The following is a 12,236-nucleotide window of genomic DNA, read 5'->3' as shown; positions in this document are numbered from 1 at the left end:
AGAATATTTCCGTACCGGCAATATTTCTGTGGCAGCAATATTTTTGCCGCAAGTTGACGGACGGGCATGGCAGGTGCGTACGCGGCCGGCGGACAGCAACGTGCGCTGTCCGCCGGCCGGTCGTCCTGCCTCGGTTGTTCAGCTGTCGAATGCGTCCAAGAGCTGCTCGGCTGCCAGAGCTGCGGTCAGGGTTCCCGCACGCACCTGCTGCTCGACGTCGCCGCGAATGGCTTGCACCTTCGGGTTATCGGCCAGCCGGCGCAGCAACTGATCGTGGACCATGGTCCAGGTCCAATCGACCTGCTGGCGGCGGCGTTTTTCGGCGAATTCGCCCGCGTCGGTGAGCACTCTGCGGTGCTCGAGCACGGTAGACCAGAATTTCTCCAGCCCGGTGCCTTCCAGCCCGCTCATGGTGAGCACCGGCGGACGCCACAGCGCGTCATGCGGATGAATCAGCCGCATCGCGCCGCTCAATTCCCGTGCCGCGGACTTGGCCTCCATCTGATGTTTGCCGTCGGCCTTGTTCACCGCGACCAGGTCGGCCAGCTCGAGCACACCTTTCTTGATGCCCTGCAACTGATCGCCGGTGCGGGCCAGGGTGAGGAAGCAGAACACGTCGACCATATTCGCCACCGTCACCTCGGACTGGCCGACGCCGACGGTTTCCACCAGGATCACGTCGTAGCCCGCGGCTTCGAGCAGCACGATCGTCTCGCGGGTTGCTTTGGCCACGCCGCCGAGCGTGCCCGCGGTGGGTGAGGGACGGATATAGGCATCCGGTTCCACCGACAGGCGAGCCATCCGGGTCTTGTCACCGAGAATGGAGCCACCGGTGCGGGTGGACGACGGGTCAACGGCCAGTACGGCGACGCGGTGACCCTGACCGATCAGGTACATGCCGAGCGCGTCGATGAACGTCGACTTCCCGACGCCAGGAACACCGGTGATGCCGACCCGGTTCGACACCACCGCCCCGGTCGCCGGGGTCAGCTGCAGCAGCAGCCGCTGAGCCTGCTCCCGGTGATCGGCCCTGGTCGATTCGACCAAGGTGATCGCCCGCGCCACAGCGGCCCGCTCCCCCTGGCGGACCGCCTGCGCGAGCGCGTCCACATCGATGACGCGCCTGCTCATTACGAGTTGTCTGTCTCGGTCGAGCTGCCCGCCGCCCCGATCTCGTGGCCGAGTTCGGCGGCCAGCTTGCGCAGCAGATCGATCGCCGCATCGGCGATGACCGTGCCCGGCGGGAAGATCGCGGCAGCCCCGGCGGCGTACAACTCGTCGAAGTCACCGGGCGGGATGACACCACCGACGATGACCATGATGTCGGGCCTGCCGACATCGGCCAGTGCCTGCCGCAGGGCGGGCACCAGCGTGAGGTGACCGGCCGCCAGCGACGACACACCGACAACGTGCACGTCGTTGTCGGCGGCCTGGCGCGCCACCTCTTCCGGGGTCTGGAACAGCGGGCCCACGTCGACGTCGAAACCCAGATCGGCGAAGGCCGTCGCGATCACCTTCTGACCGCGGTCGTGGCCGTCCTGGCCCATCTTGGCGACCAGGATGCGCGGACGACGGCCCTCGGCCTCGGCGAATTCTTCGACCAGGTCACCGGCCGTGGTGATGTTGGTGACCTTGCCTGCCTCGTCGCGGTACACACCGGACAGCGTACGGATCTCGGCTTGATGGCGGCCGTAGACCTTTTCCAGCGCGTCGGAGATCTCACCGACGGTCGCCTTGGCGCGGGCAGCGTCGATGGCCAGCGCGAGCAGATTGTTTTCCATCCCGCCTTCGGTGGCGGCCGCGGCGCGGGTCAACGCGTGCAACGCCCGGTCCACCGCGTCCTGGTCGCGTTCGGCGCGCAGTTTCCGCAGCTTCTCCAGCTGCTCGGCGCGCACCCGGGAGTTCTCGACCTTGAGAACTTCCACCTCGTGGTCCTCGGCCACCTGGTATTTGTTCACACCGATCACCGGCTGCTGGCCGGTGTCGATACGGGCCTGGGTGCGGGCGGCGGCCTCCTCGATCCGCAGCTTCGGAATACCCTCGCCGATGGCTTGGGCCATACCGCCGTGCGCCTCCACCTCGGCGATATGCGCGCGGGCCCGGTTGGCCAGCTGGTGGGTGAGCCATTCGACGTAGTAGGAGCCGCCCCAGGGGTCGATCGGCCGGGTGGTGTTGGACTCCTGCTGGATCAGCAGCTGGGTGTTGCGGGCGATGCGGGCGGAGAAATCCGTCGGCAGGGCCAGCGCCTCGTCGAGGGCGTTGGTGTGCAGCGACTGGGTGTGCCCCTGGGTCGCGGCCATCGCCTCGATGCAGGTGCGCGCCACATTGTTGTAGGCGTCCTGGGCGGTCAGCGACCAGCCGGAGGTTTGCGAATGGGTGCGCAACGACAGCGATTTCGGGTTCTTCGGGTCGAACTTCGCCACCAGTTCGCTCCACAGCAAGCGCCCGGCACGCAGTTTGGCGACCTCCATGAAGAAGTTCATCCCGATCGCCCAGAAGAACGACAGCCGCGGCGCGAACTTGTCCACCGCCATCCCCGCGTCGATACCGGCGCGGATGTATTCGACGCCGTCGGCGAGGGTGTAGGCCAGCTCCAGGTCGGCGGTCGCGCCTGCTTCCTGGATGTGGTAGCCGGAGATCGAGATCGAGTTGAACTTCGGCATCTTCGCGCTGGTGTAGGCGAAGATATCGGAGATGATCCGCATCGACGGTTTCGGCGGATAAATGTAGGTGTTGCGGACCATGAACTCTTTCAGAATGTCGTTCTGAATGGTTCCGGCCAGCTGTTCGGGAGTGACGCCCTGTTCCTCGGCGGCGACCACGTACAGTGCCAGGATCGGCAGCACCGCGCCGTTCATCGTCATCGACACGCTGACCTGGTCCAGCGGAATGTGATCGAAGAGCTGGCGCATGTCCAGGATCGAGTCGATCGCCACCCCGGCCATACCGACATCGCCCTGCACTCGTGGATGGTCGGAGTCGTAGCCGCGGTGGGTGGCCAGGTCGAACGCCACCGACAGGCCCTTCTGGCCTGCCTGCAGGTTGCGTCGGTAGAAGGCGTTGGAATCGGCGGCGGTGGAGAAGCCCGCGTACTGGCGGATGGTCCACGGCTGGTTGACATACATCGTCGGGTACGGGCCGCGAACGAACGGCGCGATACCGGGCACACTGTCGAGGGGGAAGCCCTCGGCAACGGCGGCGTCGCGATCGGCCTTGGTGAACACCGGTGGGACGTCGATACCTTCGGGCGTCGACCACACCAGCTGTTCGGGCGCGTAGTTGTTGGCGGCGGCCGAAGCCTTCAGGAAGGCATCGACCTGTGCGGTGTCCACAGCGGCGGCTTGCGGCGCGCGCTCGGTCAGCGGCACATCGGCGAAACTGCCGATCAGGTGTTCGATCTTCGGTGTCGTCATCAGGCTCCCACCTTCTCCAGCAGGCTGGTCAATGCCGCGACCGCGTCGATACGCGCCGTCAGGAACCCGTCGGGACGCTGGTCGTCACTCAGCCCGGCGACCGCTTTTTCCGGACCGGCCAGCAGCACGGTCTGCACGCCTGCCGCGCGCAACTGCGTCACGGCCGGACCGGCGTCGGTTCCGTAACGGGCATCCGAACCACACAGCACGGCGATCTTCGCGCCGGATCCTGTTGCCGCTGCTCGGACTCCGTCGATGTCCAGCGGACCGGGGTTGACCGATTCGATACCGCCGGACGCGAGCAGGTTGGCGATGAAGGTGACCCGCACATTGTGCTCGGCCACCGTGCCCAGCGGCACCAGCAGCGCCTGCGGGCGCGCGCCGTGTTCGGCCAGATAGGCGTCAGAACGGTCGCGCAGCGCCTCGAATGCCGCGCCGTAGCGGGCGACCCGCCCCGGTTCGCGAGCCGCCGCCGACAGCGGCTTCTCGGCCAGGTTCGGGAATTCGTTCACGCCGGTGACCGCGGTGCGGCGGTGGGCGACATCGGCGTCGCGGGCCGCCTTGGTCTCGGCGATACGCTCGGCGATCAGGCCGGAGTCCAGTGCAGCCAGATAACCACCCGCGGCCTCGATCTCCTGCATGAACTCCCATGCCTTCGCCGCCAGCGCGGCGGTGAAGTCCTCGACGTACCAGGAGCCGGCACCGGGGTCCTGTACGTGACCGAGGTGGGATTCCTCGAGCAGCAGCAGCTGGGTGTTACGGGCCATCCGTTCGGAGAATGCGGCGGAAACGCCGAGCTCGCCCGGGGGCAGCGCCGAATCGAACGGCAGCACCGTCACCGTGTCGGCGCCGCCCACACCCGCACCGAACGCGGCGAGCGTGGTGCGCAGCAGGTTCACCCACGGATCACGCTGGCTCATCATCGCCGCCGAGGACACCGCGTGCTGCGGGGCGTTACCCGACTCCGGCGCTCCGCAGACGTGCGCGACACGCGCCCACAGTTGCCGGGCGGCACGGAACTTGGCGATCGTGGCGAACTGGTCGTCGGTGGCGGCGAAACGGAAATCCACCTGCTCCAGCGCATCCGCGGCAGGCAGGTCACCGGTGAGGCCGCGCAGGTATTCGAGCCCGGCCGCGACCGCCGCGCCCAGTTCCTGCGCGTCGGCGGCGCCCGCGTCGTGGAAGGCCGTGCCGTCCACGGTGATCGCCCGTACGCTTTCCGTTCTGGCAGCTGCCTGCCCGGCCAGGGCAATAGCCTCGGCGAAACCGATATCGGCGCGACCGGCGAAACTGCTCGTCAGCGGCGCGGCGCCGAGTGCGACGCGGATATCGGCACGCTCGGGTGCGGTGTAGTCGTCGAGCACGGAGAACAGTTGTGCCGCGGCCTCGGCCGTGGCGGTGCCTGCGTCCAGCGTCAACGGCGCCAGTTCGAACAGCAGCCCGGCCAGCGCGGCGGGCAGTTCGGCTGCCGGTACGCCGTGCTCGCCCACGCCGAGCCATATCGAGCTGATCCCGTTCTCCAGACCGGTCAGGATCTCGGTGTTGGCGGCGGTGCCGGTGCGGGCCGCGACCCGGGCGCTGACGTACCAGCCGCGGTGCACGTCGCGTGTCGCCTCGCGGCCGCGGACGAACGGAAACGCGCCGGGCAGCGGCTGTTCCGGCAGTTCGTTGCGCCGGGTGTACAACGGTGCGACGGTCAGGCCGTCGTAGGTCACCTGATCCAGCAGCTTTTCCGGTTCGTCGCCGAGTTCGGCGGCGTCGACCTTGCGGGTCTTGGCCAGCACGCCCGCCACGCCCGTACGCCATGCGGAGTACTCGGGCACTTCGGCGGGCGGCCCGGGGTTCCCTCCAGCCGCGGGCTCTGAAGCTATCGCCATAAGCTGCTTTCCCTCTTCCATTCGAGTACGGGCGCACCACTTGCGCGCGCCGGTACCTGTGTATCTGCCCAGCTCAGCAGATACTTAGGTTAACGAGCATTCAGCACGTTCCCCTCCGATGCTAGCGGGACGCTCCGTGCCACCCACCGGTGCCTGCCGCTACCAACGGGTAACCTCACCCGGTGCCCAGACTGATCCGCGACCGGCGATTCGCCGTCCTGCTGCTCGGCGTCGTGCTGCTGTTCGCCGCGACATTCCTGGTCCCGCTGCCGACTCCGGCCCAGATGCAGGAGTGGGCGGGCACGGTGGGGCCGGTCTTCCCGCTGCTGTTCTTGGTAGCGCATGCGCTCATCACGGTGGCGCCGATTCCGCGCACGGTGTTCACCGTCGGCGCCGGAGTACTGTTCGGTCCCGCGCTGGGTATCGGTATCGCCGTTACCGCAACGACGATCAGCGCCGCGCTGGCTTTCCTGCTGATCAGGGCGGTGGACCGTGATCAGGTCGCCGCACGGTTACGGCATCCGGCGGTCCGCGCCATCGACGAACGCCTGCGGCGGCGCGGGTGGCTTGCCGTGGGTTCGCTGCGGCTGATCGCGTTCGCGCCGTTCTCGGTGGTCAACTATTGCTGCGGGCTGTCCTCGGTTCGTTTCTGGCCGTATCTGCTCGCCAGTATCGCCGGGATTATGCCGGGCACGGTGGCGACGGTGATCTTGGCCGACGCGCTGGCCGGCGGCACCCATCCGGCGATGCTCGTCGTCTCCGCGGTCTGCGTCGCCATCGGTGTCATCGGGCTGCTCGTCGATATGCGCTGGGCGCCGCAGGCGGAAGCAGACGCAGCTTCCGCCGGTGATCCGGTCGTGTCCGGCCCGGCGCAGGCGCGGGATCAGTAGCGCACGGGAGCGGGTGCCGTTCCACAATCGGCTCGGCCCCGCACCAGTTCGGAACATACGGTATGCCCTCATCCATCAAGGGCGAGCGTGGCGAGCGCCGGAACGACACGGGCTAGCCTTCCGTACCCGATACGATGACGAACCCGCGGAACGGCGGCCAGCAGCGGGTGCTCGAACACGAAGTACCCGCACTCGGAGCCCGGATTGCCCGGGCCGGTCGAACTGGCCGCCGCATTGCTGCGCCATGCGGGTGGACAGCGGGACGGGTAACCCAGTGGACGTAGCGCGCAAATCTCCGCGTTCAGGCGGAGAGCAGCGCGTCGGATACAGCCCTGAACTGTCGCCGCCGGGCCGGTGGAGATACCAACGCCCGCGGAACGGACGTAAGACTGTACAAGGCTCGATATTCCAGCTGCCTGCGGTGAAACACCAAACCTCACTCGCGAGAGTTGGAATCCCATCCCTTCAGGGAGCAGAGGGGGTCGAAAACTCGGCGACACGCACCCGAACAACAAGCCGAGCCTCGAGAGCTGGCCGAGTCTGGGTCAGGGAACCGGTTCCGGCTCGTCCGGCACGGACAGCGGCCAGCGGTCGACACCCGAGGATGGGATGTCGGCGGGTTCGGACGAGAAAAGGGTTTGCCCTCTTCCCCGCTCTCTCCGGCCTGCATCGAGAGCCGAGCGAGCGCGGTCGGCGTAATACCGCGCATACGCTGCATCCGGATATCGGCGCGCGGCCTCGACCAGCCAGCCGCACGCCTGGCGCAGCACCTCGCGCACCTCGGGCGGGTCGTCGCCCAGCAGCAACGCGCCGTGCTCGGGGGCGAGCACAACGGCCGAGCCCAGATGTTGCAGGCAGCGCCCGATACCGTGATCGTCGTCGATGTCGCGGTAGCCGGTCAGCGCCCGCTGCCAGCAGCGCAGCGCCCGCTGCGATTCGCCACGCGCCCACCAGAGCACACCGGTCACCTCGTGCACGTGGGCGCGACCGCTCGGATACCAGCCACCCCGGGTACGGATTTCGGCCAGTTCCAGCCGGTCCAGGGCGGCGTCGAGGCGGCCTTGCCGGATATGGGCCACCGCGAGATCGATCAGAGTGCAGACTTCGGCGTCGATATCGGCGCGCGGCAGCAACCACCAAGCCCTCTCGAAACCGGCGACTGCCTTGGCCAGCTGGGTGCTGTCCGATAGATCATCGAGCTGTTCGAGCGCCTGGTGGTGTTCCCAGCGGGCCGCGACAACGGTGGACCAGCGGCGCGGCCGGTAGTTTTTCGGCCGTTTACCGAGCGGCTGCGACCGCAGCAGAGCCAGATCACGAGTAATCACGAGTTGATCGATCTGCTTCATCCGGCACAGGGCCGACGGCACCGCGGTCTCGTGTGGAACGCGGCCGCTGCACGCGTACCAGACATCCAGAGCGTCGCTGATTCTCGCCAGGTGCGCCACCGCCGCGACCGGAACCTCCGCTGCGGCCCCGTCGGCGGCACAGGCGGTGACCAGCCTGCACAGCAACGGTTCCTCGGCGTCGAACCAGCGCCGCGCATCGGACGCGAAAGGCACGGTTTCCAGGGCCAGCGCCCAATCGGCGGCCTGGTCGGCGCGGTGGCGGGCCAGCACGGTCAGGGCGGCCTTCCACTCCGGCCTGGTCAGCACTTCCTCCCGGAGTGGCTTCTCCGGCACCCGGAATACCCAATAGCGGTGCGTATCCCGGCAGACGAGCACGCGTCGGCGTTCCAGCACCGCCTGCAACTCCCCCGGGGTGGTGGGGTCGGGCTGGTGGTTCGGCGACAGTTCGGGCTGGTGGTCCGGCGGCAGTAGCGAGGGCGCCTCGAGTATCGCGGTCAGCACCGCCAGCAGCGTGGCCGGTTCGTATTCGGCCACCGGCAGCTCCCGCAGCACTGCCGCTCTCAGATCGTCTTCCAGCTCCTCTTCCACCACCGGCGGTGGCACGATCGCCCGCGCTGCCGTCTCTGCGGCCGGAGGCGCGATGAGTTCAGCGAGCCGATCCTGCCTGCGTGCCAGTTGTGCCCGCGCGCGCCGCCCGTTGCGGAACTGGTAGGCATACCAGATGAGTGGTCCCACGCCGACCAGCAACCACAGCCACCACAGGCGATCGGCGACCAACTGCACCGCGCTGGTCTCCTCGAACGAGCTCACCACTATGTTGCGCACCAGTTCCAGCAGCACGGCGCCCACGACCACCGCCGAACTGGACAGTATGCGCTGCGGATCCGACGCCGACAGGTAGTGCAGAAATCCGCGCAGGTCCACTGCAGGCGGCCGGTGGCGGTTCATCGCAGCACCCCTCCGGTCAGACCGGGCAGCAGCCAGCGCCGCCAGGTGAGCAATACCAGCGTCACCGGGACGACCGCGGCAAGCAGCGAACCGGCGGCGAGCTGGGCGGTGTTTTCCCCGAACTGTCGCGCCTCACCCCACAGCAGCAGCGACCACGGCGACGCCCCGGCCCCGCTGACCAGCAACCCGATCACGAAATCGTTCCACACCTGCACGAATTCGAGCACCGCCACCGCACCCAGCGAAGGTCCCGCCGACACCAGCAGCCTTCCGGCGACCGCGCCGGGTGCGGCCAGACCGTGTAACGCATCGGTGGCCGAGCTGCCCGGCGGGGCGAGTATCGCGCCGCGCAGGATCAGGATCGCGATCGGCAGGCCGGCGGCGGCGTGTACCAGGATCAGCGGAATCCGGGTGCCGGACAGACCATAGTCGTCGATCAATGCATCCAGCGGTCCCATATAGCTCTGCACCGGCAGCACCGCGAACACCACCAGCACGATGACCACGGCGCGCGCGAACACAGGCGCGGTGCGGGGCGCGGCGAGCCGGTATGCCAGCGGGGCAGCCGCGACGATCACCACGAAGGTGACCAGGGCAGCGACGAGTCCGGTGGCCAGCAGCGACCGCATCAACGCCCGGTCGCCCCAGGTGCCGGAGAACGCGGCGATGGCAGGCCCCTGTGGGTTCCGCACGGCGGCGTAGCCCAGCACCGCGACCGGGAGCAGCGCCAATGTCCACACCGCCCCGATACCGATGGCCCGGACCAGGCGCACTGCGCTCAGCTGGAAACGCGGGCTGCGCCGGGTGTAGAGGTGATCGATCGTTGTCGGCAGCATCCAGATCGGATAGCGGCGCAGCCCGGTCTGCAGCACCCAGGCGAGGACGCCGACCAGCACCGCCAGCGGCAGTGAATACGCTGCTGCCTGCCCGGCGGGCAGGTCCGGGTCGGTCACCAGCCGCCACCAGTGCACGGTGGCGCTGTCCAGTTGGTACTGCATCGCACCCGGCACACCGATGAGCACCACATCGAAAACCCGCGCCGCAGCCACAGCGACGATCAGCCCCGCCACCAGTACGATCGGCCGCAACAGGAGAAACAGCCGCCACAGCAACCATCCCTCGCCGTTGTGCAGGTACCAGCCCCGCACCGGATCCGCTTGTATCGCGGCGATTCCGGCGCGGAACAGACAGGTGAGAAAACCCAGCCAGGTCCACAGGAACGCCGACCCGAGCAGGAAAACGAACCACCAGCGGTAGGCCGTGACGCCGGTCCCCCACAGCGGACCGATGTACTGGAAACTCAACCGGAACGCCACCCCTGACACGAACGCCGACACCCCGAACGGCACGATCAGCGGTAGCCACAGCCACCGGGCGCTGCGGCTGAACCACGCCAGCAGCAGCGCGCCGACCAGCAGCACCAGCGCGAACACCACCCACACCAGGGTGCGCAGATACGACCAGCCGCTGCCGGGGCCGAGCGCGCGGCCCAGTCCCCATACGGAAAGGGCCGCCATCGCTGCGCCGATGAACAACAGCACGCCAAGCAGTGGGCGCGGCAACTCCCATCGGCTGTCCGAGTGGGTGCGCTGTCCGGCGACAGGAGTTCGATCCGGGCGCAGAGGCGGATGTTCGGCCTGGAACGTCGCACGGAGTTCGGGTATCCGGGCATCCCGCTGTGGTGGATCGCCGTCTGCGCGTGCGGAGTCGCTAACCGGGCCGGTCGCAGCATTCGCAGCACGATCAGCCGCTGAATCCGCCCCAGACGTATCCCCGGAGACCACGGCGGAGCCGCTGGCAGCGTGGCCGTTACCCGAGCCCGGGGCGCGGTTGCTCGTAGGGACCGGTGCAGGAGCCTGCGCCGAACTCTGCGAAGGTTCCGGCGCGGAAACACCAGCATGACCTCGTACGGTAACCGACGCGGATCCGGGAGTGGGGCCGGTCGCCTGCCCCGGGGCCGAGCCGGGCTCCCGGTCGGGCAGGAGACGCCGGGTGAGCCGGACGAGCGCGACTGCCGCCACCGCGACACCGAGGCACCATCCGGCGATATCGGGCCGGGTTCGCACCGCCAGTATCACCGTCCACCCGGCGGGTACGACCAGCAGCGCCAGCAACGCCGCCGCAGGCAGGCAGGCAGGCCAGCCCAGACCCCGCCGCGGTGGACGCCCGGAGACCAAGGGTCCGCGGATACGCCGGGTGGCCAGCTCGATCCGCAAGCCGTGGGCCCGGAAATCGGGGGGATGCGTCACCGTTGCCTCCGCTCGAAGCGGTTCAACGCCGCCACCGCCCGTTCGCTTGCCGCGCCGACATCGCAGACCTGCGCGCCGACTTCGATCAGGAAATCGGTGAGCACCCGCCAGAGCCCGTCGCGGCCGCCTACCGCACCGAGCCGGTCGGACAGATCGAAGATCTCCCCGCTGCCCTGTTCGGCTGCCAACGGAGCCAGCCAGCTCGAATATTCACCCCGAGTGCGGAGATTGGGACCGAGGAAACCGCCGTACCGCCGCATCCAGGGCAGCGGGGCCTGCGGCGCCGCGAGCGCGGCAACCAGCGCGTCTGCGCGTGGGCCCGCTGATTCGGTAAGAACCATGACATCGCCGCCGAGGATCCGCGGACCGGGCACACCCCGTTCGACGGCGGGGAACGGCACGACCCCGACAACGTCGTCGCCGCGGCCGGCCAGGCGCAGCCCATCGCGGACCACGGGTTCGGCGAAATCCGGCGCCGCCACCATGACTGCCCGCCGATGCTGGAACACCTCGCGCACCGCATCGGGGAACTGCCTGGTCAGTGCCGGTCCCACTCCGCCTGCTAACGCGTCGGGATGCGACCACAGCTCCCCTGATCGGGCGAATGCGGCGCGTACCCCGTCCCGGTCCCAGTCACGTTCACCCTGCGCCTGTCCCATCGCCTCGTATTCCGGCGGCGACTCGGCGAGCAGCACGTTTTCGAACATATCGGTGAGCACCCAGCCATCGGCGGCGCCCAGCGCGAGCAGCCGCCGCCCACTGCCTGCCAGTGCTGTCATCCGATCCCGCCACTGCGGCAGCGTCCAGCTCGCCGGGTCCCCCAGATCGTGTTCGGCGACGGATTCGCGGTCGTACCACACCAGCGACTTCGCAGCCGCTTTGAACGGCACCGCATACGGCTTTCCCTGGTGATAGGCCAGCCGCCGCCACGTTTCCGGGTATCGCGCACCGTGTTCGTCGTGCCACAGTTTCTCGGCGACCGGCCGCACCCGGCGGCGTTCGGCCAGTTCCCGTACCCGCCCGGCATGCGGCAGCATGACGATATCGGGAGCGGAGCGGCCGTCTGCCGTGAATGCGGTGCCTATCTCGTCGCCCAGCGGCACCACTTCCACCGGATGCGGAAATCTCAGACCGGCCAGTACCGCGTTGAACGCCGTCAATTCCAGCCCGCTCCAGGACACCGCGATCCGCACCGAGCCAGGATTACCGAGCAGCAGCCCGGGGGCACATGCCGCGACGAACGGCGCGACCAGCGCTGCCTGCAGCACCACTCTGCGTGACCGCATCGACCCCCCGTAACCCTTGTTCGCCAGCTGATTCCGATTGTGTTCCACCGCGCGCCGCACGGGGCGGTCTTGTGCCAGCCTGTCCGAATTCCGCTGCATCACCGGGCCTCCCGGGAGACGCTATTCGGACTGGCCCCGGCTACTCGGCTTCGTGGCGTTCGGCGCGGTACGGCGTACACACAAGTTCCTACGACCCGAGATCGAACGCAGGTTCATACGTAGCGCAA

The 12,236-nt window shown here is 68.4% G+C and carries 7 protein-coding genes; 1 reads left to right on the top strand and 6 read right to left on the bottom strand.

All coding sequences use genetic code 11. The features are described 5' to 3' along the window. Positions 1-138 precede the first annotated feature (138 nt). The 3 genes from meaB to B0T44_RS12345 are packed head-to-tail and all read right to left on the bottom strand — an operon-like array spanning position 139 to position 5,290. A complete protein-coding gene (gene meaB / locus B0T44_RS12355) occupies positions 139-1,131 on the bottom strand; it encodes a methylmalonyl Co-A mutase-associated GTPase MeaB (RefSeq protein ID WP_077115240.1) in 993 nt (330 codons plus the stop codon). Then, positions 1,131-3,413 carry a methylmalonyl-CoA mutase gene (gene scpA / locus B0T44_RS12350; RefSeq protein WP_077115239.1) on the bottom strand — a complete coding sequence of 761 codons (2,283 nt, stop codon included), beginning with the start codon at positions 3,411-3,413 and terminating at the stop codon, positions 1,131-1,133. Before scpA ends, meaB begins: the two co-directional genes overlap by 1 nt. Next, entirely contained in the window at positions 3,413-5,290 is a 1,878-nt protein-coding gene (locus B0T44_RS12345) for a methylmalonyl-CoA mutase family protein (protein ID WP_081512027.1), read from the bottom strand. Before B0T44_RS12345 ends, scpA begins: the two co-directional genes overlap by 1 nt. A 182-nt stretch (positions 5,291-5,472) precedes the next feature. Between B0T44_RS12345 and B0T44_RS12340 the strand changes: the two genes are divergently transcribed. Further along, on the top strand, positions 5,473-6,180 hold the full coding sequence (locus B0T44_RS12340) for a TVP38/TMEM64 family protein (RefSeq protein ID WP_077115237.1): 708 nt from the start codon (positions 5,473-5,475) through the stop codon (positions 6,178-6,180). Positions 6,181-6,725: 545 nt separating this feature from the next. On the opposite strand, the gene B0T44_RS12335 is transcribed toward B0T44_RS12340, so the two are convergent. Genes B0T44_RS12335 through B0T44_RS12325 form a run of 3 tightly spaced genes read right to left on the bottom strand, consistent with a single transcriptional unit; the run spans position 6,726 to position 12,009 of the window. Further along, complete coding sequence (locus B0T44_RS12335) at positions 6,726-8,474, bottom strand: hypothetical protein (RefSeq protein ID WP_077115236.1); 1,749 nt, start codon at positions 8,472-8,474, stop codon at positions 6,726-6,728. Next, positions 8,471-10,723: an ABC transporter permease family protein gene (locus tag B0T44_RS12330; protein WP_077115235.1), complete on the bottom strand. Its 2,253-nt coding sequence runs from the start codon at positions 10,721-10,723 to the stop codon at positions 8,471-8,473. Before B0T44_RS12330 ends, B0T44_RS12335 begins: the two co-directional genes overlap by 4 nt. After that, positions 10,720-12,009 (bottom strand): ABC transporter substrate-binding protein, encoded by a 1,290-nt coding sequence (locus B0T44_RS12325; RefSeq protein ID WP_077115450.1) that lies wholly within the window; start codon positions 12,007-12,009, stop codon positions 10,720-10,722. Before B0T44_RS12325 ends, B0T44_RS12330 begins: the two co-directional genes overlap by 4 nt. Between the last annotated feature and the right edge of the window lie 227 nt (positions 12,010-12,236).

This window comes from Nocardia donostiensis, from assembly GCF_002081715.1.
Taxonomy (GTDB): domain Bacteria; phylum Actinomycetota; class Actinomycetes; order Mycobacteriales; family Mycobacteriaceae; genus Nocardia; species Nocardia donostiensis.
Note: the sequence above shows the minus strand (reverse complement) of the source record. Positions and strands in the feature narration are given on the sequence as shown.

Excerpts from the sequence above, each read along its gene's own strand:
- B0T44_RS12325 (WP_077115450.1), bottom strand. The coding sequence starts at position 12,009 with ATGCGGTCACGCAGAGTGGTGCTGCAGGCAGCGCTGGTCGCGCCGTTC.
- scpA (WP_077115239.1), bottom strand. The coding sequence starts at position 3,413 with ATGACGACACCGAAGATCGAACACCTGATCGGCAGTTTCGCCGATGTG.
- meaB (WP_077115240.1), bottom strand. The coding sequence starts at position 1,131 with ATGAGCAGGCGCGTCATCGATGTGGACGCGCTCGCGCAGGCGGTCCGC.
- B0T44_RS12335 (WP_077115236.1), bottom strand. The coding sequence starts at position 8,474 with ATGAACCGCCACCGGCCGCCTGCAGTGGACCTGCGCGGATTTCTGCAC.
- B0T44_RS12345 (WP_081512027.1), bottom strand. The coding sequence starts at position 5,290 with ATGGCGATAGCTTCAGAGCCCGCGGCTGGAGGGAACCCCGGGCCGCCC.